Source organism: Paraburkholderia sp. PREW-6R (assembly GCF_039621805.1).
Lineage (GTDB): Bacteria > Pseudomonadota > Gammaproteobacteria > Burkholderiales > Burkholderiaceae > Paraburkholderia.
This window is the reverse complement of record NZ_CP155073.1, coordinates 1,711,200-1,734,802: the sequence shown is the minus strand read 5'-3', so window position 1 is coordinate 1,734,802 and position 23,603 is coordinate 1,711,200. Positions and strand designations below refer to the sequence as shown.

Sequence of the window (23,603 nt, the reverse complement as noted above, 5' to 3'; positions counted from 1 at the left end):
GACTGACTCACACCTGGCCCGCGACTAACTTGCGACTAACTTGCGACTACCCCGCGACTAACCCGCAATCAACTTGAGCCCCGCCGGCAAAGCTTCGCCGAACACGCGGCCTTCGTCCGCATTGTCGAGTTCCACAGTCTCGCTGACCATGGTGATCCACGCGCGCGGCGCGTTGGCGGTTTCGAGTTTGCGTAGCGTCTTTTGCCGCAAGCCGTCCGGCAGGTCCCGTGAACGGTCGCCCGTCATGCGCGCGATCTGCACGGCCGCGAACGCGGCGGGATCGACCTTTTTCCAGTCGAGCGCGAGAATGGTCTCCAGCCATGCACCGGCCACGTCCGGCGGCACCACGCCATGCGCGCTGCCGTAAAACGGCCGCCGAGCGCCGATGCGGCCCACGGCCCACCAGCTTTGCGCGTTTTCCCCCGGTTTCTTCAGGCGGTTCAGGACCGCCTCGCCCAGTTCGATCTTGCGCGCCACCGGAATGCGTTCGAGCGATGCGCGCAGCCGCGTCATATCGGTCAAGCCAGCTTTCGACACGTCGAACGGCAGCTTGTGACGCGATTGCGCGGCGTTCTGCAGATACGCCATCGCGTCGAGCACCCGCAACTGCGCGTCTTCGTTCAAGCCGCCGGCAGCGCGCCGCCACAACGTCCACCATTCGGACCAGACCTGACTGTCGTGAATGTACTGAATGCCGTCGTCGAATAGCGACCACAGTTGTTCGACTCGCCACTCGTCGAGCGGGTAGCCAAAGCCCGGGCGCACGCAATAGCCGGCCAGGTTCAGCCAGAGCCGCTCGTGATCCGCCGAGCGCCGCCGACGCCGCGCGCGCTCCCACAACGCGCCGAACAGCTCGCGCAGTAACGCGCTGTTCCAGGTGTCGCGCGGACCCAGTAGCTGTTCGAGCTGCGAGCGCAGCCGCCTGACTTCCTTCGGGTCGACCTTCTGCGCGCGCGAGCCGAAGCAACGGTCGATATGGTCGATCGCTTCGTCGAGTCCCGGATGACGTGCAGCGTTCGAGTCAGTTGATAAGTTGACCTGTGCATCTTCGCGGCGCAACTGGAATTCGAGCAGCCAGCGTTGCGTGGGATCATCGAGTTCGATGCAATGGACGTCGAGCGTTCCCACCTCGGTAAGCGCGGTCGCGATCTGCACAGTGGTTTCGCGTGCGGTGCTCGCGCCGCGTGGCTGAACGATCGTCGCAATGGGCGGCAGGCGCACGAAATCGCTGCCGCTCAGCTCGACCAGTTCGCCGGGCTGATACACGGTCTCCGCGCTCGACGAAACCAGATGGAAACGCACCGGATGACCCAGCCGCAGCGCGAACGTGCGCTCGGCAATCAGGATTTCGCGACCTTCTTCCGTGCCGCGCGGCAAAAGGCAGATGCCACGCGGTGCCGATGCGGCGTCGGATTCCGCATTCGGCTCGCCGGCCGGTTCGTCGAGAACGAGAAAATAGCTGCGCGGCGAGCCACCGCCGATTTTCGGCGCTGCGCCCGCCCGCGCGAGACTGTAGGCGACCGCGCCGCGCGCCACCGCGACGTCGGGATTGCCGTTGTGCAGTACGTTAAGCGGTGCGCCGCGCCATCGGGCGAGCGTATCGGCGAGGCGGGTCGTGAGCGATGGCGCACGGAACACGCCGCCATTCAGCAGCAGCGTGTCGGGCACCGGCAGCGTTGCGGCATCGGCCGGCTTTGGCGCGGCATCGGCATCTGTATCAGCATCCGCATCGGCGAGCGCCTCGCGCGCCTGCGTGGCAAAGCGGCTCAGAAAGGCCGCGATATGACGCGTGACGCCGGCGTCCGACGCATACGGCAGACCGAATTCGACAATCGCGCCACGCGGGCGGCCAGGGCGCTCGCCCGATTCCACCGCCGGAAAAAAACCGTCGACGATGATCTTCTCGACTTCGTCGCGCGTGATCTGCACGGAGCGCGCGCCGCCGATCAGTTTTGAGCCCGCGCCGAGCAGCGTGATCGACGTCGATTCGGGCGCGTGCGCGCCGAGTAGTTGCTCCTTCGCGGCCCGGCAGCGTTCCACCAGTTGCGACAGCGTTGCCGCCGACAAACGCGCGCGCGTATTCCGGTTCGAATTCGAGTCCGCGTTGCCGCTATCCGGCAGACGCGCTTCGACCCGATGCGCGAGCGCCAGATCCATGTTGTCGCCGCCGAGCATCAGATGGTTGCCCACGCCGATGCGCGTCAGCTCCGGCTCGCCGTCTTCACGCAACCGGACCTGGATGAGCGTAAGGTCGGTCGTGCCGCCGCCCACGTCGCAGATCAGCACGAGCCGCGTGTTCGCCAGTTCGCTCGCGAGATGTTCGCGGTGGTGAAACAGCCAGTCGTAAAATGCCGCCTGCGGCTCTTCCAGCAGGCGCAGGTTCGCCAGTCCCGCCGTGCGCGCGGCCTCGACGGTGAGCGCGCGAGCGCCTTCATCGAACGACGCGGGCACCGTGAGCACCACATCCTGATGTTCGAGCAGCGCCTGCGGGAACCGCTGGTTCCACGCGGCGCGAACATGCGCAAGATAACTCGCGCTCGCCTGAACCGGCGACACCTTGAGCACGTCGTCGGACGCGCCCCACGGCAGAATCGGCGCGGTCCGATCCACCGACGCATGCGAGAGCCAGCTTTTCGCACTGGCGACGAGCCGCCCAGGCACCTGGCCGCCGAGCGCGCGCGCGAGCCGGCCGACCACGACCGGCGGTCCGTCGTCTGCGCGTGGCGCATGGCTCCAGGGCAGTTGCAGGTCATCGGCGTTCAGCTCACCCTGGGCCGCGTGATAACGCACCGACGGCAGCAGCGGCTGCGCGCCGACTTCACCGAAGCCGACCAGTTGATCGATCTCGAACACGTGAATCTGCGATGGCTCAGTGCCTGAAGCCGGCGCCGAACCCGCAGCCGAACCCGCCTGCGCATACGCAAGCACCGTATTGCTGGTGCCCAGATCGATGCCGACGCTGTACCGCTTCATTTCATTCAGACGCGTTGCCGCGCACGTCGAACTCGACCTTCCAGCGCTCGTCGGTGCCGCGCGGCACGGCTTCGAGTTCCAGCGTGCCCGCCTCGGTCACGCGCGCGTGCAGCTTCACCGGCACGACTTCGCCCGCGGTGCGCCCGGAAGCCGGCAGCGTCGCCTGAATCTCCTCCAGTTCCTGCAACTCCTCGGGGCCCCAGAAGTCGAGCAGCGTGCCCACCTGATCCTGTCGACGCACCGACGATCCGAAGAAGCGGAAGTGGACCGGCTCGCCGACCACGAGGCCGAATTCCTGCGCGGGCAGTTCGGCCTCGGTGCCTTCCTCCATACCGAAAGGCGCCACGCACAGCGCCTGGATGGGCGGCTCCATGCCGGGCACGGCCGGCATCGCCGATTCGATCGCGATGTAGTAAGCACGCGCGGTGCCGCCGCGAATCCGCACGCCCTGACCGCGCCGCACATAGCCGTAATAGGCCGCCCCGCGCGCGACGGCGAGATCGAGGTCCGCGCCTTCGAGCAGACGCGCAGGCGGCGCACCTTCGGCCGTGAGCCACTGGTTGAGCGTGCCCATGATGCGCTCGACGAGCAGCGGCGACTTGAACACGCCGCCGTTGAACAGCACGGCGGTGGGATGCAGGAAGCTCGCGTTCTGCGCGGTCGCGATATCGCGCAGCCCTTCGAGTTCGGCGAGCGCGCCGACCTGCCGGCCGAGGAAGGCCGCCAGATGACGCGTGATGCCCGCGTCCTGCGCGTATGGCAAACCGAGTTGCGTGAGACCGGCACGCGCGCGGCTCACCGGCCGCGCGGCGCTATCCACTTGCGGGAAGAAACCGTCGAGGATGGTCTGCGTCAGTTCGGCGCGCGTGAGTTCGGTGCGGATCGAGCCGCCGATCAGCTTCGAGCCGCGGCTCGGCACGACGAGCGGCACGGTGTCCGTCGACGGATCGCTGAGCAGCGTTTCTTTCGCGGAGCGGCACGCGTAGGTGAGGGCGCGCAATTGCCACGCGTCGGCCTGGGTGCCCTGGGCCGCGAGCTTGCGTGCGACCACGTGCGCGAGCGCGAGGTCCATGTTGTCGCCGCCGAGCAGAATGTGTTCGCCAACTGCGACGCGGTGCAGTTCGAGGTTGCCCTCGCGCTCCACGACCGCGATCAGCGAGAGGTCGGTCGTGCCGCCGCCCACGTCCACCACGAGGATGATGTCGCCGACCCTGACCTGCTTGCGCCACTGGCCGCCGCTCTTCTGGATCCAGCTATAGAGCGCCGCCTGCGGTTCTTCGAGCAGCGTCATGCGGCGATAGCCGGCGGCCTCGGCGGCTTCCGCCGTGAGTTCACGCGCGGCCGGATCGAACGACGCTGGAATGGTCACCGTCACGTCCTGGTCGCTAAACGGTGCGTCCGGATGCGCGTGGTCCCATGCTTCGCGCAGATGCGTCAGGTAGCGCACCGAGCTTTCGAGCGGCGACACGCGCGCGACCTCGGGCGGCGCATCGTTGGGCAGAATCGCCGCGCGGCGGTCGACGCCCGGATGGCACAACCAGCTCTTCGCGCTCGACACGAGCCGGATCGGCGTTGCCGCGCCGCGGCTGCGGGCGAATTCGCCGACCGCGAACTGGCGCTCGCCGGTCCACGGCAGAACCAGGTCGCCGGGTGCGAGTTCTTCGGGATGGGGGAGGTACAGAAACGAGGGCAACAGATCGAGACTGTCGATGGCGCCGGGACCCGTGAGTTGCGCGACCGGCAGCACACCCTGGGCGGTTTGCTCGCCGTCGCTCGCGCTCGTGTCGACATAGGACAGCGCGCAATGCGTGGTGCCCAGATCGATGCCGATGGAATAGCGGGACTGGTTTGTGTCGCTCATAGCTCCACCTCGGCCGGCGCGATCACCTTCGCGTTGTGGCTTTCCGCGAGCTTCGGCAGACGCACATCGTCCACGCGCCAGCCGCGGTGGCTGATGTTGCCGCTAAACGGCGCCTTGCCGACCACGTTGCCGGTCAGACGGATCGCGCTCGCGTCGAAGCCGTCCTGCAGCGTGATGCGGCTGCCTTCGGCTTCGTCGCGCACGGGGCGGATCGTGAAATGCTCGCGCAGCGTCGCGCGACAGCCTTCGTGAACAAGGCGGGCGGCGGCCCCGATGTCGGCGTCGCTGAATCGCTTGATGTCTTCTTCGACGAAGTCGATGAAGCGCGCGTCGCGTTGCAGGAGGCCTAGCAGTTGCAATGCGGCGTCCGGGTTGGCCGTTTTCAGCGTGGGAGCCGGCGCGGGTGCCGGGGCCGGTGCCGGTGTCTGGGTAGCGGCCGGCGCAGGCGTGCTTACGCGCGCGCCCGTGCCGTTGCGCAGACGCAGGACGCCGGCGGCGAATTCACCGTCGCCGAGAATGCGGAAAAACGTGCTGACAGCCAGCGAAATCCGGCCGACAAAGGATGGGTTCGAATCGGTCATAAATGCTCCTCAGGTGCTCTCTCAGGTGCTCTGTCAGGTGATCTGTCAGGTGATCTGTCAGGGACGAGCTGTCCTCGCGCCGACGCACGCGCCGCCTGTCATCGCATGACAGGCGCGGGGTACGCCGGGTCGCGGACCGGCGGCAACGCGGCCGCCAGCATCTGACTCATGGAAGGAATGCGGGCGCGATGCGCGCTCAAAACCCGTATTTTGCCCTGTGCGGCGCCCGAAGCGGGCAAAGGCGGTGATTCTAGCGGGCAAACGGCGTGCCATGCAGGATCGATCTGGCGGGGACACGCGGCGCACTCGGTGATCTGGCGGTGGTGAGCGCGGTGTTCAAGCCAGTCTTCGCGCCGGGGTCGTCGTGCATGCCGGCGGTCGACACGCGTTAGCGTCCCGCCACGTGCTCGCGGCGCAGGCGGTTCTGCTCGGTCACCGCGCGGTTCAACGCGTCGCGCGAAATCACCTGTTTCGACATCATGTATTCGCCGATGCGTCCGTCGCGCTCGGGACGATAGTCGGCCAACGCGCCTTCGAACGCGGCGCGTGTGACGAGCCCCATTTCGATCAGCAGATCGCCGAGCAGCGGCACGCCGGTCATGAGCGGATCGGTCGACCCGTCCTCGTCATGCGGCGCGATGGCGAGCGTGCGAGCATTGCTCAACACGCGCAACCCGGCGGCCACCTCGCTTTCCCGCACGATATGCACGGACACCGTGCGGCCCGTCAGTTCGTGCAGGGTGGCGAGTACTTCGTCGGCAGGCAGGCTCGCGGCGACGAAGAGCGCGTGACCGTGCACATCCTCGCCTTGCGGCAACGTGCGATAGCGCACCAGCACTTCGGGCGGCAGATCGCGCAGCGCGCTTTCGAGCCGCGCGGCGTCGAAGCGGCCACGCGGCAGGTCGTTCTGGAATGCAATCGCCTCGGCGAGCGTTTCCTCGTCGAGCCAGCCACGCGCCATCAGCACGCGCCCGAGCGGCGCATGGCGCGCATGCTCGTCACGCAGCGCGATTTCGAGTTTCTGCTCGTCGATCGCCTGCCAGGACAGCAGCAGTTCGCCGAGATTCTGGCGTGTATTGCGCAGGCCATCGGCGCTCGGAAAGTCGTGCATGGTTTTGTCCCATGCAAGCCGCTTGCCGGTCACCACATGTACGAGAAAGAGGCGCCATGCGCGAAACACCGCGAGAAAATTGATGAAGTTGCTGATCACCATGCGCGGCACCGCCAGCAGGCCATGCTCCCAACCATAGAGCCTCGACGTGAAGATCATGCGCTGGAGCACGCGCAACGCCAGCGACACGAAATTTGCGGCGAGCAGTAACTGCGTCCACGTCGAATCGATGAACGGCGACGGAAACAGATCGGGTGTCATGCCGAGAAACGATGCCATTGCGAACAGCAGAAACTGCACCACCAGCACATACGCGAGCATGCCGACAAACGCCGTGACCACGCCCTTGCGATCGCGCAGCAGCAGATAGCGGTTGGCGAGCGAGCCGCTCCAGCCGGTCTGGCGCCAGCCTTGCAGGCCGATGCCAAGCGTCCAGCGAGCGCGCTGGCGGTACGCGGTGCGCAACGTGTCGGGAAAAAACTCGCGCACGCACAGCGGCATCGTCATGGTGATCTCGCGTTCCGCGCCAAGGCCGAACCAGCCCCGGCGGCGCGTCGAAAACTGCACCGGAAAGCGCGGAAAAATGGACTGCATGCCGAGTTTGCCGATGCGCGTGCCGACGTCGTAATCTTCGGTGAGACTCTCGGTATTGAAGGGCTGGCTTTGCGTCTGTTGGACCAGCGCGAGTATCGCGCGGCGCGAGAAGCAGGTGCCCACGCCCGCTGAAGGCACCGAGCCCGCGAGGCTCTCCCGCACCACCAGATCCTTCGCGTGCCATTCGGCGAACTCGTCCATATACGTGCCCGCCACCAGTTCGAACCACTCGCGTTCGAGCGACGCGACCGGCAACTGGATCATGTCCTTGCGCGGCAGCAGATAGTTGAAGAACTTCAGTTCCACCGGATGCAGCACGTCTTCGCTGTCGTGCATCACGACGCCGGCGAACTCGACGCCCGCTTCGAACTCGTAGTGCAGGATTGCCTGCACGATCCAGTTCAGACAGTCCGCCTTGCACGTCGGCCCGTCATGCGGGACTTCGACGCGGTGCAGATGCTTGTAACGCAGCCGCATCCGCTCGACTTCCGCGATCGTCGCCGCGTCGTTCTGATAGGTGCCCACGAACACCGTGTACGCGCGGTAATCGAGCACGCGCACCATGTCCTCCAGCATCGCAGCAATGACGTCGTGTTCATGCCACGCCGGCACCATGATCGCGATGGGTTGCTCCGCGCGCGCATGCAATTGCGCAATCGTGAGCGGCCGGTGTTGCCGCTCGATCGTCAGGCGGCGCACGGCCTGACGGATCCAGTACCACGCGTCGATGAACAGGTCATCGAGACTCGACAGCAGAATGATCACGGCGACCACCGTCGCGACGTGTTCGAGTATCTGGTAGTAGTCCGCGAGCAGGAAGCCGCCGTACCACCTGAGCGTCGCGAAACTCACTTCTTGTCCCGGTTCTTGCGACGCGCGCGCTGCGCGGACAGAATCAGCACGATCAGAAGCAGGAGCAGCAACGCGGGCAGACCCCAGCGCACCCAATGCTGCGTGACCCATTGCGTGCTCGACGTGCCGTCCGCACTCAGATCATCGGGATGCACGGTGTCGAACTGTTTGAGCACGCCGGTTGCGTCCACCACCGCGATATCGCCGCGTGCGAGTTGCAGCTTGTCGGTCAGCGTCGGGGCGTCGCCCGTCGACCGATAGACGATCCCGGCCTGTTCGCCGGAGGTCGCCACGCTCAGCACGGCGAGTTTGCTGAGACCCGATACGTCGATGAGCCTGTCGCCAGCGGCCGAGGTCAGCATCAGGTGATCCTTCGAAAACTCGACGTGATCTTTCTCGTCGGCCACCGTAACGTCGGCGGCGAGGAAAGGGCCGTCAGGCCGCGGATGCGCACCATTTGCGGCGACCACGAAATGCGCGGGCAGCGGCGCGACGCCGGCCGCACCCGTCAGCGTGGCAAGACGCGGCACGCTGTGAAGCGCGTCGTCGAGATACGACTGCGGCACGATCACCGTCGCGGACGACGCATAGCGCGCGGCCATCCCGACGAAATCGTTATCAGGCGTACCCCGATCGAGTTGCAGATAGCTGCCCGGCAGCACCGCTACCGGATACGCCTGGCGAGTCTGGCAGCCGGCATCCGGCTGACGGCGGAACGACACGCGCAGCGTGTTGGTGCGGGCGAGCGCATAACGCGGAATCTGCAGTTCGAGGCGCTGCCGGCGGCCGTCGACGTTCAACAGTTTTGCGCCGATCATCACGTCGTTGAAATAGACGGTGGCGGTTGCCGCGCCATTCGAGATCGTCGGCGAAGCGGCGAGATCGAGCACGACCACGCTGGGCAATTGACCGTTGCCGGACGCCGCGGCCAGATCGAAGCTGGCTTCCCAGGACGCCGTATCGTGCACGTCGATGCTGCGCGGTTCGCCGCCGAGGTCGGCGAGCGCGATCCTGTCGCCTTGCGTGCGCGCAGCCGGATCGATCTGATGCACGACTACGCGACTCGATACGTCGATCGGACGCCAGCCGCGCGCAAGCACGGCCGCACCCTCGTTGTCGCCGAGCACCAGCATCGCGCGGCCGCCGAGGTGCGCGACACGCGCTTCACCGCGCACGAGCGGCGCGGCGAGCGGCGTGACGGCCCGCGCGCGCCACGCGTCGAACGCGTGAAGCGCCTGCGGGTCCGCACTCGCTACCTGTGCGCGCAGGGCGTCGACACCGGCGTTGATCGCGTTGCGCATCGGTTCGTCCGCGACCACCACGTCGGGGCCGAAGACGCCGCGCGGCGACAGCGCGATCAGCGCGCCGAGTTCGGCCGGGTTCGCGAGCCTGTGGGCGCCGCCGCCTGCGAGCGCGTCGAAGGCCGCGAGGCCATGCAGCGCGTCGGGCACCTGAACGCCGTCGAGCTCGACAGTGTCGCCGGGCGCGGGCAGCGCCTGCATCAGTGGGCGCTTGCCGTCGCGTTGCAACAGCGCGTTGGTGCGCCACGCCGTATCGAGCGTTGCAGCAGCGAGGCGTGGGCCGGAAATCGCCAGCACCGGCGCGTACGGGAGTGCGCTCCATGCCGTGCGCAAGTCCTGCACGTCGGCGGGATTGAAGCGGTAGGTGAGACGTGTCGACGGATCGACGCGCAGCACGTTGCCAATCGCGGTCTGGTCGGTACAAACGTTGTCGTTGATCACCGACGAGAAGCCGAGCCCGATGCGCACATAACCCGCAGGGCGCGGCGCGCCGTCGACGCCGACGCTCATCGACGCGCCGCCGTTGGCCTGCGTGAATGAGCGCGCGACCACCGGCGAGCCGTCGAGCGACAGCAGCATGGTCGTGCGGCCGCCGTCGCCGCGTACGTACGCGCCGTCGAGTTGCAGGGTGGCGTCGGTAATCGGCACATCGGCCGGCACCGGCAGGAAGAATTCGCGGCGGGTGTCCGGTGCGGTCAGGGTGACGCTCGTCAGCAGCCCGAGCTCCTTCAGCGACACCGTGCGGCTTTCAATAACGCCCTGATTCAATTGCGCAAAGCCCGTCGCGAGGTCGGCGGCGAAAGCGTGGGCGGGCACGAACGCCGCAAGCAACGCGCCGCACGCGCACAGAATCGCAACGGTATGGCGCGGCAGGCGCAGCCGGGAAAACGGGATCGTCAAATGTGGTTCTCGAAAGTGGCGTGTCGGACGTGCGGAAGCGGTGTCGGCGCGAGTTGAGCTGCCTGGGAAGCAACGCACGGAAGCAACGCGCGTAAGCAACGTGACATGCGTGATGCGATCAACAGCCGCTTCGGGTCGCGACGTGCAGGCGGGCGGGTTGCACTCGTTACGCTGACAGCAGGAAGAGCCGGCGCTGGCGTGGCTGGAGAAGCGTTACGTGCCTGCTTGCCGCGTCGCACCACTCGCGGGCATAGCCGCGCCTTGCATCAGCGCGGCGGCGCCCGTGGCGAACCAGGTCCAGCCATTCACCGTGTATCTCGTATAGGCTACCGCCCGGATATTGTTATTCATTTCTCGTGGCTGCTTATGATTTGCAATGCAGCGGATTTTAAACGGCATAACCACTTCTAATGGTCTGGAAAATTGTAAAAAAATATATTGCCGTTATTCGTCTAATGTATTCGCGGCTTTTTATCAGAATAAGCGGGGAACGTTGGCGGCGAACGTCAGCGTTGAATGAGTCACTGTGTAAAGGTTAAGCTGGCGAAGGAGTCGGTGCGGCTCTCGCGACTCTCTGACTGCACGTGTGTCCGTTGGTAGAAAGCTTTCACGGCGCCAGCGGTTCAAGTTTAATAAGGCGCTCAGCTGCGCAGGATTCGACAAAAAAGAATGTTGTATATTGCGGAAAATCGTTATCGGGAACTAGTTTAATAATTCCGATGGCATTTTAATCATCAAATGAACATCAACACATGAATGCCGCATGCACACCATTCATTTAATTATTAAAAATAGGCTATAGGCAGCTTGATTCGTTCAACTGGCGGATTATCTTTTTAAATGGGGTGCTTTTGTTGGCAATGAGAGACCGACTCTGGACGCTCTCGCTTCTGGACCCTCAGGGAAGAGAAGCCCGCAGTCGCGAGGGGTAACTGCATAAACGCGCGTTTGTGCGCCGGCACGCGGTAACAACACGTCGTGCGGCCGCTCTGGCTCGGGTCGGATAAATCAGTTCTGACGGATATGCACGCTGATTACGCTAGAGGCACAAGTTTGCGGAACATGTGAATGAAGCGATGGGCAACGTCCGCTCCGATTGTGCGCGCTGATTTTAAGCCTGGGGCCGACGCAACCTGCCCCGGCTATTTTATGCATTAAGCATTAAAAGGGGGCGGGCGTTGATAACGACGCATTCACAAGTAACCGGCAAATCGCGGTGCGCACACGCCGACCGGCTTGTGACCCGTGCGCTAATCGATTCACGATGTCGACGAATCACACGGTTGCTGGCCGGGTTGAAAGCTCGCCGCAAACTTACGGTTGATGCCGGAAGCGCTTACGGACGCATGACATCAACTGGCTCTGTTTCCGGCGGCTTCGTGTCTGCAAAACGCACCGCGTCGCAGAACGCTTATTCCGTCCCGCGCACGATGCGCAGATCGCGCTCGACACCGTCGCCCAATGCGTCCAGCGCTTTGCGATAGGCTTCGCTGTCATACGCGGCAACAGCGGCCTCGTAGCTGGAAAACTCGATCACGACCGTGCGCTCTTTCAAGCCCTGCTCGTGCACTTCGTCCGCTACGCCACGCACGATGAATTTACCGCCGGCGGCCGCGACGGCGGGCGCGGCGAGTTGTGCGTAAGCGGCGAGCTTTGCCGGATCTTTCGTCGCGCGGTAAGCGGTGACCCAATAACCTTTGCTCATCTGAAACTCCTTGTTCGAAGCGAGGACAATAACGACTACGTGCACGCATATAGCCGGGGGATTATGGCACTCACGCCTGCTTCGAGCCACCGTGGCCGCCCGCGCTGCGTCGGTGAATTCCCTTAACGACGTGTGCCGGTGGTGTCGCTACCATCGGCCTGACGAACCGCCCCGCGGCGTCTGCGCTTTGCCAGTCAAATGGGTGGCGATCCGCTGGAGAGCATGGAGAGATCAGTGCCGATCGCGCGCAAAACACCTGAACAGCTTCGCAGCTATCGCTGGTACGGCGTGAATGACCTTCGCTCGTTCGGCCACCGTTCCCGCACCGCGCAGATGGGCTATCACGCGTCCGATTACCTGGGCAAACCGGTGATCGCGGTCGTCAACACGTGGAGCGAGATCAATTCCTGCCACACGCACTTCAGACAGCGCGTGGAAGAAGTGAAGCGCGGCGTCTGGCAAGCCGGCGGGTTTCCGGTCGAAATGCCGGTCATGACGCTAGCCGAGCCATTCCAGAAGCCGACCACGATGCTCTATCGCAACTTTCTCGCGATGGAGACGGAGGAGTTGCTGAAGTCCTATCCGTTCGACGGCTGCGCGTTGATGGGCGGTTGCGACAAGACGACGCCCGGCCTGTTGATGGGCGCGATCAGCATGGACCTGCCGGCCATCTTCCTGCCCGCCGGCCCGATGCTACGCGGCAACTGGAACGGACGCACACTCGGCAGTGGCTCGGACACATGGAAATATTGGGCCGAGTTGCGCGCCGGCACGATCAGCGAAGCAGAGTGGAAAGGCATCGAAAGCGGCATTGCGCGCTCGCCGGGCCACTGCATGACGATGGGCACCGCGTCGACGATGACGAGCGCCGTCGAAGCGCTCGGCCTCACGCTGTCCGGATTTTCGTCGATCCCCGCAGTCGATTCGCGGCATGCGCAGTTCGCGTCGTTGACGGGCCAGCGCATTGTCGAGATGGTGTGGACCGATCAGAAGCCCTCGGACATGCTCACCGCCCGATCCTTCGACAACGCCGTGACGACCGTGCTCTCGATGTCCGGCTCGACCAATGCGATCGTCCATCTCGTCGCGCTCGCTCGCCGGGCGGGCATCGACCTGCGAATCAGCCGCTTCGACGAACTCGCCCGCACGACGCCGGTGCTTGCGAACGTGCGCCCGGCCGGCCAGTACCTGATGGAAGACTTTTTCTATGCGGGCGGCCTGCGCGCGTTGCTCGCGGAGCTAGGCGAACTGATCGACGGCACACAGATGACGGTCACCGGATCGACGCTCGGCGAGAACATCGCGGGTGCGGAAATCTTTAACGACGATGTGATCCGCCGCCGCGGCAATCCCATTGTCGCCAGTGACGGCCTGGCGGTGGTGAGCGGCAATCTCGCGCCCGACGGCGCGGTGATCAAACCCGCGGCCATGGAAACGCATCTGCTGAAACATCGCGGGCCGGCCGTCGTATTCAGTGATTATGGCGATATGGCCGCACGCATCGACTCGGAAGCGTTGAACGTCACGAAAGATTCGGTGTTGGTCCTGCAGCACGCGGGGCCGGTGGGCGCCCCTGGCATGCCCGAATGGGGCCAGTTGCCGATCCCGCAAAAGCTGCTGAAGGAGGGCGTGCGCGACATGCTGCGCATTTCCGATGCGCGCATGAGTGGCACCAGTTACGGCGCCTGCGTGCTGCACGTCGCGCCCGAGTCGTTCGTGGGCGGCCCGCTTGCACTCGTCAAGGATGGCGACATGATCGAGCTGGACGTTCGTGCGCGTCGTTTGCACCTCGACGTGAGCGACGCCGAACTCCGCGCGCGAAAGGCCGCGTGGCAAGCGCCGAAGCGTCCGTTCGAGCGAGGCTTCGGCGTGATGCACCAGTTGCACGTCACGCAGGCGAACCGGGGCTGCGATTTTGACTTCCTCGAAGAGCCCGTCGAGCCGGCCGCAGCGGCTGAGCACGCGGACAGCGGCAAACGCAGGACAAGCTGAACTGCGCTCACGCTTTACCTCGCAATCCCTTGTATGCGATTGACGACTGCTTTTACGCTGAGCGGGCTCGTGATTGTCTGCATCGCATTGCTATAAAGGGCGATGCCGCCCGAAGCAGCCCTATCCGACGACGAACGGCAGCCGCCGCGGGACACAGGCCCAAGCCAGATAGACTCCTACAGCGGGGTAGATTGGTCAATAGAGACCTGTGCCCAGTTGCTCAAACCGAACGCGCGCCGGATACTCGGTTCATCGTCCCCACTATGAAAACAGCGCTGCAAGGCCAACGGCGGGCGACGAATCCACGTGCGAGACTGAAGGAGGCCTGACATGGCGCATGCCGATCTGGCGGTACTTGGGGGCGTCGGGATGCTCGCACTGGCCTGTCTGGTCGTGTGCAGCCTGTATCTTTACTGGAGCAGCGAGCGCTATCGCGCCCGGCAGCGTCAATCCGTCAGGCAGACAGGCACAAAGCCGTCGAGCGGAAGGCAGAAATCCGGCGCCGGCCAGACCGCCGGGAAAAATAATGCAGTGCTTTCGGGAGTGCACGTCACCATGGGCACGCAACTCAGCCATCGCTGCAGGACTTCACTGTATCGCGCCGTGTTCAGCAGTGCCCACAGCGAAAGCATCGTATTCCTGATCGCCGATAGTCGCGAGAACGCGCGTCATCGCGCAAGCGGCGCGCTGGCGGCAATCCACGGTATCTCCGCAGACAAGGTGTGGCTGTCCAATCTCGCGTCGTTCAAGGAACTGGTTGATATTGGCGTCAGCGAAGACGAAGAGCTACGCGTTTTCGAGCTCGCGTGGAAAGACGCGAACGTCAGCGCATGGGTGGAGCATCCGCTTTTTCTCACCGACGATCCAAGCCTGCTCGGCAAGTGGGCCGAGTTGTACGCGGACCTCGCGCGCGTGCTCGCGGTGACGGCGATCGACAAGGCACGGCATTGATGGACCCAGCGAGGCGCAGCGGTTCCCCGCTGCCGATGCGCGTCCCGAACGTTTAGCTGCCGATTTCCGGGCCGCGCGTCTTCTCTTCTTCGTCCTGAAACCAGGTTTCCGCACGGGCACGATCGGCAACCCATGAATGCTGCTCCGACGTCTTGAACTCGCGGTCGATATAGCGGCGACCCCATTCGACCGCATCGCGAATCGCTTCTTCTTCAGTCAGCCATTCGGGCTGAACCGTCTCAGGCCGAAGGTCCACCGTCTTTCCCGTGCCGTCTTTCAGGCTGACGCCGGCCACCCACGCACCCAGACGGTTGGTCGAGGAATGAACGACAATCTCGTAACCGCCATAAGAAACCGTGCTTTCTGACATCGTATTCTCCCTGATGTTGGTCACGCGAGGATGTGACATGCTCGTAGAATTGCTGAAGGGTGCGCGTATTGCAACCCCATGATGCAAGCCCATGATGCACCTGCCTGTCTCGCGCCATTGTAGTCGTATGAGGAAACGCGAAAGCGTCGTTGAGTTTCGGAAGCACCACCGAGGTTCCGCTTTTCTGGAACCCGGTGCATATCGGCCGGCGAGCGCCGCTGATTTAATACAACGCTTCTATCCAAGGGAGATTAACCATGCCTGGCCAACGGAGTGATTTGAGCGACGCGTTTATCGCACAACAGCGCGCGCGCCTCGAGGCAATGCGCCGTGAACTGCTGGGCGGCGAGGAAAGTACCATTGGCGAAGAACGATTGTCCATGGAAGAGCATGGCGACGAACCAAGGGAATTCGAGGACGACGCGCAAGGCATGGCGCAGGACGAGATCAACCAGTCGCTGCGCAACGTGAATGATCACCGCATTGCCGACATTGCACGTGCGCTGCAGAAGATCGAAGACGGGACCTACGGTCTGTCGGACGAGAGCGGCGACCCGATTCCGAAAGCGCGGCTGGAGGCGATGCCCGAAGCGATCTACACGGTCGCGGAGCAGGAGCGGCGCGAAGCGCGCAGCGCATAAGCGCGTCGTGTCCAGACACGGACTCAGCGTCTGAAATCGGTCCCCGAGACCCGTCACGCAGCGAGCGACCGGCGTGCGTCTGCCCAGCAGATGCGCGCCGTCATATTCGCGACGTCAAACACGCGCATCAGGGCCGCGATGCGACTTCATCCAGATGAACGAGCAGATCGGCCGGATCGTCGTACACGCGCAGCGCGCCTGCGCGCTCCAGTTCCTCTGTGCCGTACCCACCTGACAGCAAGCCTACGCCAAGCGCGCGGCAGCGCTGCGCCGCCAGCATGTCCCAGATCGAATCGCCAACCACGACGGCCTGCTCGATCGGCACGCCAAGCCGCTGTGCGGCGGCAATGAACAGGTCGGGATCGGGCTTGGCGTACTTGACGTCATCGCGTGTGACCACCACGGCCTTCGCGGGATCCACGCCGAGCGCCTGCAGGTTCAGCGACGCCGTTTCCATCCGGCCGCTCGTCGCGACGGCCCAAGGCGTACCGGCTTTCGTCAGCGCGTCGAGCAGCTCGCGTGCACCGGGCAGTGGACACACCTGATCGCGCAGCCGTTGATAAGCAGCGGCGTGCGCACGGCGAAGCCGCTCGCCGAGTTCCTCGCTGATGTCGGCGTGCGTCTCGCGTAGAAGCTGGTTGGTAAACAGCCCGCCGCTCATGCCGATCTTTCGATGGATTCGCCAGACCGATAGCGCAATGCCTTCGCTGTCGAGCGCCTGCTTCCATGCGAGAACGTGCTGATAAACGCTGTCGACCAGCGTGCCGTCGAGATCGAACAGGAATGACGTCTGAATGCGCATGTGACTTTCCGCCAGTGGATGTTTGCCAGAACAGCCCGTCAGGTAGCGTACGCGACACACGATAACGCACTTGCCAGGCCATCACACGCGTGTCACGTCGATACGATTGTATGCCCTCGTTGACGTCCCGCATCGTGATAGCAACGATCAGGTCGGTCGTTGCACGCAATCGGAAAAACCAATGATCCCTTTCCGGCGTTTCATTCATAGAATTGAACTGCGAATCCAGGGTTCGTTATGCTAATCATGCTCGTGTACTGGCGTGCTTCGCAGAACCTGTGTCCGATTTTCCCGTCCCGCAACCCGGTTTCGCCCGGTCTTATCCTCTCTCGTGAACGCGTCCCCCAAAAAAAATTAGAACCGGGCGCTCTAACTGACAAGGTGACTTTACGATGCCCGCCCTCTGCGAAATCTGTAATGCTCGTCCTGCCGTCGCCCGTGTGACTGTTGTACAGAATGGCGAGCGGAAGACACTATCAATCTGCGACTACGATTACCGGCAGTTAATGCGGCATCAAAGCATGACGAATCCGTTCGATTCGCTGCTGGGCGGAAGCGGCTTGTCGCGCTTCTTCGGCAATCTTCCCGGCGCGGGCGCACGCAACGATGACGAGGACGACGAAGCCGGGAACCGATATTCGGCGGAAGTGCCGCGCGAATCCGTGGATGCCACCGATGCGTTCAGCGAACAGACGGTCGAGCTCCTGCAGCGCGCGGCCGAAAAAGCACACGAGTTGCAGCGCAACGAACTCGACACCGAACATCTGCTGTATGTGCTCGCCGATAACGACGTCGCGACGGCATTGCTGAAAGAATTGAAGCTTTCGGCGCAAGACATCAAAGGCTATATCGACCAGCACGCGCAAAAGGGGACCGCCAGTCCCGACGCGCCAATGGACCGGATGACCCTCTCGCCGCGTATCAAGAAAGCAATTCAGCACGCCTTTCAGGCGTCGCGCGATCTCGGGCACTCGTACATCGGGCCGGAACACTTGCTGATCGGGCTCGCCGCGGTTCCCGACAGCATTGCCGGTGCGCTGCTGAAGAAGTATGGCGTGACGCCGGAAGCATTGCGGCAAAAAGTAGTCAAGCTCGTGGGCAAGGGTGCGGAAGACGGCCGTGTCGACACACCAAGTGGCACGCCGACGCTCGACAAATTCGGCCGTGACCTGACGGCCCTTGCGCGCCAGGGCAAGCTCGACCCGGTGCTCGGTCGCGCGCAGGAAATCGAGAGCACGATCGAAGTGCTCGCGCGGCGCCGGAAAAACAATCCGGTGCTGATCGGAGAGCCCGGCGTCGGCAAGACCGCGATTGTCGAAGGGCTCGCGCAGCGTATCGTCAATGACGACGTGCCGGAAAATCTGCGCAACAAGCGGCTCGTCGAGGTCAATATCAATTCGATGGTCGCAGGCGCGAAGTACCGGGGCGAATTCGAGGAGCGCGCGAAAACGCTGATCGATGAAGTGACCGCGAGGAAAGACGAACTGGTGCTGTTCATCGACGAGTTGCACATGATCGTCGGTGCGGGCCAGGGCGGCGGCGAAGGTGGACTCGATATTGCGAACGTGCTGAAGCCGGCGCTCGCGCGCGGCGAGCTGAGCCTGATCGGTGCGACTACGCTCAACGAATACCAGAAGCACATCGAGAAAGACGCCGCGCTCGAACGGCGCTTCCAGCCGGTGCTGGTGCCCGAGCCGACCGTCGAACAAACCATCGTTATTCTGCGCGGTCTGCGCGACAGACTCGAAGCACATCATCAGGTCACGTTTGCCGACGACGCCTTTGTCGCCGCCGCCGAAATGTCGGACCGCTACATCACGTCGCGCTATCTGCCCGACAAGGCCATCGACCTGATCGACCAGGCTGCGGCGCGCGTGCGGATCGGCGCGACTTCGCGTCCGGCGGACATGCAGGAACTGGAAGCCGAAATCGCGCAGTTAAAGCGCGAGCAGGATTACTCGTCCTCCCGCAAGCGCTTCGACGAGGCGAAGAAGTTCGAAGAACGCATCAACGAGAAACAGGCCAAACTCGACGAGGACACGGAAGCCTGGCAGCGCAAGACGGGCTCGGAAACGCTGGAAGTGACGGTGGCGTCGATTGCCGAAGTCGTGTCGCGCCTTACCGGGATTCCGGTGACGGAACTCACTCAGGAGGAACGTCAGAAGCTGCTCGACATGGAGAACAAGCTGCGCGAACGCGTGGTGGGGCAGGACGACGCCGTGCTCGCCGTGAGCGATGCAGTGCGTCTGTCGCGCGCCGGCCTCGGTCAGGCGAACCGGCCCATCGCAACGTTCCTGTTTCTCGGACCGACCGGCGTCGGCAAGACCGAACTGGCCAAGGCCCTGGCGGAAACGGTGTTCGGCGACGAGTCGGCGGTGATCCGCATCGACATGTCCGAGTATATGGAGCGTCATGCGGTGGCGCGGCTGATCGGTGCGCCACCGGGTTACGTGGGTTATGACGAGGGCGGCCAGTTGACCGAGCGCGTGCGGCGGCGGCCCTATAGCGTGATCCTGCTCGACGAGATCGAGAAGGCGCACGCGGACGTGAGCAATGTGCTGCTACAGGTTTTCGACGACGGACGCCTGACCGACGGCAAAGGCCGAGTGGTGGATTTCAGCAATACGATCATCATCGCCACGAGCAATCTCGGCGCGCACATCATCATGGACAACCTCGAGAAGCCACAGGCGGACCAGCTGCCGGAGAAGAAGCTGCGCGAGGAACTGATGGGTGTGCTCAAAGGGCACTTCCGTCCGGAATTCCTGAACCGGATCGACGAAGTGATCGTCTTCCACGGGTTGTCACGCGAGAACATTCGCTCGATCGTTCAGATCCAGCTCGAACGGGTGACACGCACCGCGGCGGCGCAGGACATCACGCTCAGGATCGACGATTCGGTCATCGACCATCTGGCGGAAGCCGGTTTCAAGCCCGAGTTCGGTGCGCGCGAGCTCAAGCGTCAGATCAGGCAGGAACTGGAAACGCGGCTCGCAAGGGAAATTCTGAACGGCAATCTGAAATCCGGCGATGTCGCCGAAGTGACTTACGACAAGGACAGCGACACCATCAAATTTACGCCGGCCAACGAGGAGACACCGGCTCCCAAAGCGAAGCGCAGCGGGGCGCGCGCCAGGAAAAAATCGACGGACGAGGTCGGCAGTCCGGAATCGACCGAACGCGCAGGCTCCTGACAGCGCCGCGCGGCGCGAACCCGCGCGGTGGATGGCGGCACGCGGGGGCCTGGCGCCCCGCGGCCATCTTCGTGCGCTGCGCGCACGGCGTTCTCTGGCGAGGTATGATCGCAGAGCCAATCCGCGCAAGTCTCTCGACTGGATCGCCTGAGGAGCCGCTGATCAATCATGGAAATCTTCGACGCATTCCACCTCGCCCGATTGCAGTTTGCGTTCACGGTTTCGTTTCACATCATCTTTCCCGCGATCAGTATCGGCATGGCGAGTTTTCTCGCGGTGCTGGAGGGGCGCTGGCTCCTGACCGGCGATATCGCCTATAAAGACATGTTCCTGTTCTGGTCGAAGATCTTTGCGGTCGGCTTCGGGATGGGCGTGGTGTCCGGTGTCGTGATGGCCTATGAGTTCGGCACCAACTGGAGCGGCTTTTCGAACATCGCAGGCAATATCACCGGGCCGTTGCTGACTTACGAAGTACTCACGGCGTTTTTTCTCGAAGCGGGGTTTCTCGGGGTGATGCTGTTCGGCTGGCAACGCGTCAGCCCGCGCGCGCATTTCTTCGCCACGTTGATGGTCGCGGCAGGCACCTTGATCTCCACGTTCTGGATTCTCGCGTCGAACAGTTTCATGCAAACGCCGCAGGGCTTTGCAATCGAAAGCGGCCGTATCGTGCCGGTGGACTGGTGGAAGGTGGTGTTCAACCCGTCGTTTCCGTACCGGCTCGCGCATATGACGATTGCCGCGTTCATCGTCGCGGGGTTTATCGTCGCCGCATGCGGAGCGTGGCATCTGATGCAGGGACGCCGCGACGAGCCGGTCAAGCGCAGCTTTTCGATGGCATTGTGGATCCTTCTGTTACTGACGCCGGTACAGATTTTTATCGGCGACGCGCACGGATTGAACACGCGTCAATATCAGCCGGCCAAGATCGCGGCCATCGAAGGGCTCTGGCAGACCGAGAAAGGCACCGCGCTCAATCTGGTCGGGCTGCCCGACATGAATGCGGAAGTGACGCGCTATGCCGTGCAGATTCCTCATCTCGGCAGCCTGATACTCACGCATAGCTGGAACGGCGAAGTCCGCGGACTCAAAGAGTTTCCCGCGCGCGACCGGCCCTATTCGCCAGTCATCTTCTGGACGTTCCGCATCATGGCGGGGCTTGGCATGCTGATGCTGTTGACCGCCTTGCTCGGACTTCTGCTGCGAGTCCGGGGGCGTCTTTATGAAACGCGCTGGTTTCAGGGTTTCGTCGTGTGCATGGGACCGTCGGGCATCGTCGCGCTGCTGGCCGGATGGGTCACGACGGAAGTCGGGCGTCAGCCGTGGACCGTCTACGGCGTACTGCGCACGGAAAATTCAATGTCGCCGATCACCGCTCAGCAGGCGGGCGTGTCGCTGCTGATCTTCGTGATCGTCTATTTCCTGGTGTTCGGCATGGGGGTCTACTACATGATGAAAATGATGAAGCGCGGCCCGGAATCGCGGGTAGCCAGCCGCGAAAGCGTCAGGCATCCGGTATTGCGCAGCAATCGCCCGCTCGATGCAATGGAATCGGAGTGAGTCATGGAGATCGATCTTCCGGTCGTTTGGGCGGCGATCATCGGGCTCGGTGTTTTCATCTATGTGATGCTGGACGGCTTCGATCTCGGCATCGGCCTGCTGTTTCCCTTCTTTGAGGCCACAGCCGATCGCGAGGTCATGCTCAACACCATTGCACCGGTCTGGGACGGCAACGAAACGTTCCTCGTCCTCGGCGGCGCGGGACTTTATGGCGCGTTTCCGGTCGTCTACTCGACGCTGCTGCCTGCCAACTATCTGCCCCTGATCCTGATGGTAGTGGGCCTGATTTTTCGCGGCGCCGCGTTCGAATTGCGGGCCAAAGCGAATCGCACCCAGCATGCGTGGGATCTTGCATTCATTGCGGGGTCCGCGCTTGCGGGCTTCTGTCAGGGCATCGTACTCGGCTCGCTGCTGCAAGGCATCAGGATCGTCGATCGGCAATTTGCCGGCGGCCCGTTCGACTGGCTCTCGCCGTTCAGCCTGTTTTGCGGCTTCGGCGTGCTCTTCACGTATGCAACGCTCGGTTGCGGCTGGCTGATCCTCAAGACAGAGGGGCCACTGCAAACGAGGATGCGCGAAGTGATGCGGCCCATGGTGAGCGTGCTGCTGGGCATTGTGGTGATCGTGAGCCTCTGGACCGTGGTCGGTCTGCCTGCGGTCGCCCATCGCTGGTTCGGCAGCGGCAATCTTGCGTGGTTTGCGCCAGTGCCGGTTCTCGTGGTCGCGTGCGTATGGGGCATTTTCCGTTCGCTGCGTTTGCGGCATGAAGCGCTGCCATTCGTGCTCACGCTCGCGTTGTGTTTTCTCGGTTACAGCGGCCTGGTCATCAGCATCTGGCCGAATATCGTGCCGCCGTCGCTGACGATCTGGGAGGCGTCGTCGAGCCACTCGAGCCAGCAATTTGCGCTCGTGGGCACGGTGATCGTCTTGCCGCTGATCCTCGTCTATAACGCAATGCAGTACCGCGTGTTTCGCGGCAAGGTGAGGGAAGGGGACGCCGGCTACCATTGAACCCAAGGCCGCATGAGTCGTGGACGGGCTCACGCGAGCGGGGCGCGCAAATGTGCGCCTATATTTGATCGAGTGCATTCTTCAGGAGTAGCGGCCATGTCCTCACAGCCAGGCGAAGCGGTCGTTCGGGAAACGATCGAAACGTTTTACCATGCGTTCGAACAGAGAAACGTCGAGCTATTGAGAAAGGTCGTCACCGCGGACTGGCAGTATCTTCCTGAACCGCCCGGCGTGTCGTCCGGGCCTGACCAGATGGTGCCGGTGTTCCACAACATCGCCACGGCGATGCCGGACATGAAAGTCCATATCCTCGACGTGCTGATTCATGGCGACCGCGTCGGCGTTCGCGCGGAAATCAGCGGCACGCAAACCGGCCAATTCCTCGGCATTGCCGCAAGTGCGAAATCGCTGAGATTCGCGATTCATTCGTTTCATCAGATGCGCGAGAACCTGATCGAAAAGACCTGGCATCTGGAAGATTGGCTCTCGATATTTCGCCAGCTCGGCCAGTTGCCTAAAAGCCTCGACCCGCACTGAATGCCGTGCCAAAAAGCGGCGCGGCGTCAGCGCTGATAGTGCATGGCGGCGGCGATCAGAAGCCGGAACGGCAATGCAAGCACGATCGCGCCGGCCACCCCAAGCAACCATAAGCCGACGAACCACATCAGCCGTCGGCTGAAACTCCTCTCGCGCTCTCGATCTGGCTGTGCCACGCTTCGGTTCTCCGTCGATGAGTGGTCGATGAGTGATCCGCGCCGCCTCAGAACGCCACGGCAGCCCGGCATTTCACGGGTGTTTGAGCAAGAGTAGAACACAAGCCGTCTTATTGCCATCTTCATGTCTCGATCCGCGAAGCCCTTTCCGCTCAGACCACGCCGGGCGACGTGCTCGTCGAGATCAATACCCGCTCCGATGCTGACGACCGATAGCGCGGCGCCTTTGATCTTTGATCTGCGACACGTACTGCAGCCGGACATCGGTGGCTTTCTGAACCTATCGAGTCCTAAGCAAATCGCCGCATGGATTGACGAATCCGGAGCCGCAGTCGTCACCGCATTAATGTCCGGGTTGCCAATGCCCGCGCAGAATGCTTATGATGGGGTCGCATTTTCAAATGCGACCCCGTTTCTGGCCGCGCAACGTCGATGAGCCCATCGGAGCAGATTGGTGATTTGATCGCCGCCATGACGGAACGGCGCGGACCGTA

General features: G+C 63.3%; 18 protein-coding genes. 8 read left to right on the top strand and 10 right to left on the bottom strand.

The window, feature by feature from the left end:
* Positions 1-57 precede the first annotated feature (57 nt).
* The 7 genes from AAGS40_RS07485 to AAGS40_RS07455 form a co-directional block, all read right to left on the bottom strand.
* A complete protein-coding gene (locus AAGS40_RS07485; RefSeq protein WP_345814308.1) occupies positions 58-2,982 on the bottom strand; it encodes an Hsp70 family protein in 2,925 nt (974 codons plus the stop codon).
* A complete protein-coding gene (locus AAGS40_RS07480) occupies positions 2,975-4,834 on the bottom strand; it encodes an Hsp70 family protein (protein ID WP_345810654.1) in 1,860 nt (619 codons plus the stop codon). Before AAGS40_RS07480 ends, AAGS40_RS07485 begins: the two co-directional genes overlap by 8 nt.
* Entirely contained in the window at positions 4,831-5,415 is a 585-nt protein-coding gene (locus tag AAGS40_RS07475; protein ID WP_345810653.1) for a DUF2760 domain-containing protein, read from the bottom strand. The genes AAGS40_RS07480 and AAGS40_RS07475 overlap by 4 nt, the downstream gene beginning before the upstream one ends.
* 388 nt (positions 5,416-5,803) lie before the next feature.
* Positions 5,804-7,972 (bottom strand): glycosyl transferase family protein, encoded by a 2,169-nt coding sequence (locus AAGS40_RS07470; RefSeq protein ID WP_345810652.1) that lies wholly within the window; start codon positions 7,970-7,972, stop codon positions 5,804-5,806.
* The gene (locus AAGS40_RS07465) at positions 7,969-10,173 is read right to left on the bottom strand and encodes a cellulose biosynthesis cyclic di-GMP-binding regulatory protein BcsB (protein WP_345814213.1); all 2,205 of its coding nucleotides are present in this window, start codon (positions 10,171-10,173) and stop codon (positions 7,969-7,971) included. The genes AAGS40_RS07470 and AAGS40_RS07465 overlap by 4 nt, the downstream gene beginning before the upstream one ends.
* Positions 10,174-10,386: 213 nt before the next feature.
* Positions 10,387-10,524: a hypothetical protein gene (locus tag AAGS40_RS07460; RefSeq protein WP_345814212.1), complete on the bottom strand. Its 138-nt coding sequence runs from the start codon at positions 10,522-10,524 to the stop codon at positions 10,387-10,389.
* Positions 10,525-11,584: 1,060 nt separating this feature from the next.
* Positions 11,585-11,878, bottom strand: a complete 294-nt coding sequence (locus tag AAGS40_RS07455; protein ID WP_345814211.1) for a DUF1330 domain-containing protein — start codon at positions 11,876-11,878, stop codon at positions 11,585-11,587.
* Positions 11,879-12,100: 222 nt separating this feature from the next.
* On the opposite strand from AAGS40_RS07455, the gene araD reads away from it, so the two are divergent.
* Positions 12,101-13,870, top strand: coding sequence for an L-arabinonate dehydratase (araD, locus tag AAGS40_RS07450; RefSeq protein ID WP_345814210.1), 1,770 nt, complete (start codon positions 12,101-12,103; stop codon positions 13,868-13,870).
* A gap of 330 nt (positions 13,871-14,200) precedes the next feature.
* Positions 14,201-14,821, top strand: coding sequence for a hypothetical protein (locus AAGS40_RS07445; protein ID WP_345814209.1), 621 nt, complete (start codon positions 14,201-14,203; stop codon positions 14,819-14,821).
* A gap of 52 nt (positions 14,822-14,873) precedes the next feature.
* Here the strand turns inward: AAGS40_RS07445 and AAGS40_RS07440 are convergent, their stop codons facing one another.
* Complete coding sequence (locus AAGS40_RS07440) at positions 14,874-15,191, bottom strand: DUF6566 family protein (protein ID WP_345814208.1); 318 nt, start codon at positions 15,189-15,191, stop codon at positions 14,874-14,876.
* A 257-nt stretch (positions 15,192-15,448) separates the two neighbouring features.
* On the opposite strand from AAGS40_RS07440, the gene AAGS40_RS07435 reads away from it, so the two are divergent.
* On the top strand, positions 15,449-15,832 hold the full coding sequence (locus AAGS40_RS07435) for a TraR/DksA family transcriptional regulator (protein WP_345814207.1): 384 nt from the start codon (positions 15,449-15,451) through the stop codon (positions 15,830-15,832).
* 127 nt (positions 15,833-15,959) lie between these two features.
* Here the strand turns inward: AAGS40_RS07435 and AAGS40_RS07430 are convergent, their stop codons facing one another.
* Positions 15,960-16,634, bottom strand: a complete 675-nt coding sequence (locus AAGS40_RS07430; RefSeq protein WP_345814206.1) for an HAD family hydrolase — start codon at positions 16,632-16,634, stop codon at positions 15,960-15,962.
* 392 nt (positions 16,635-17,026) lie between these two features.
* On the opposite strand from AAGS40_RS07430, the gene AAGS40_RS07425 reads away from it, so the two are divergent.
* The 4 genes from AAGS40_RS07425 to AAGS40_RS07410 all read left to right on the top strand — a co-directional run bounded on the left by AAGS40_RS07425 (position 17,027) and on the right by AAGS40_RS07410 (position 22,933).
* Positions 17,027-19,828, top strand: coding sequence for an ATP-dependent Clp protease ATP-binding subunit (locus AAGS40_RS07425; protein ID WP_345814205.1), 2,802 nt, complete (start codon positions 17,027-17,029; stop codon positions 19,826-19,828).
* A 168-nt stretch (positions 19,829-19,996) separates the two neighbouring features.
* The gene (locus AAGS40_RS07420; RefSeq protein WP_345814203.1) at positions 19,997-21,385 is read left to right on the top strand and encodes a cytochrome ubiquinol oxidase subunit I; all 1,389 of its coding nucleotides are present in this window, start codon (positions 19,997-19,999) and stop codon (positions 21,383-21,385) included.
* 3 nt (positions 21,386-21,388) lie between these two features.
* On the top strand, positions 21,389-22,396 hold the full coding sequence (cydB, locus tag AAGS40_RS07415; RefSeq protein WP_345814201.1) for a cytochrome d ubiquinol oxidase subunit II: 1,008 nt from the start codon (positions 21,389-21,391) through the stop codon (positions 22,394-22,396).
* A gap of 96 nt (positions 22,397-22,492) precedes the next feature.
* Positions 22,493-22,933: an ester cyclase gene (locus tag AAGS40_RS07410; RefSeq protein ID WP_345814199.1), complete on the top strand. Its 441-nt coding sequence runs from the start codon at positions 22,493-22,495 to the stop codon at positions 22,931-22,933.
* Between the two features lie 26 nt (positions 22,934-22,959).
* Here the strand turns inward: AAGS40_RS07410 and AAGS40_RS07405 are convergent, their stop codons facing one another.
* Positions 22,960-23,109, bottom strand: coding sequence for a hypothetical protein (locus AAGS40_RS07405; protein ID WP_345814198.1), 150 nt, complete (start codon positions 23,107-23,109; stop codon positions 22,960-22,962).
* 199 nt (positions 23,110-23,308) lie between these two features.
* On the opposite strand from AAGS40_RS07405, the gene AAGS40_RS07400 reads away from it, so the two are divergent.
* The gene (locus tag AAGS40_RS07400; protein WP_345814197.1) at positions 23,309-23,545 is read left to right on the top strand and encodes a hypothetical protein; all 237 of its coding nucleotides are present in this window, start codon (positions 23,309-23,311) and stop codon (positions 23,543-23,545) included.
* Positions 23,546-23,603: the final 58 nt, after the last annotated feature.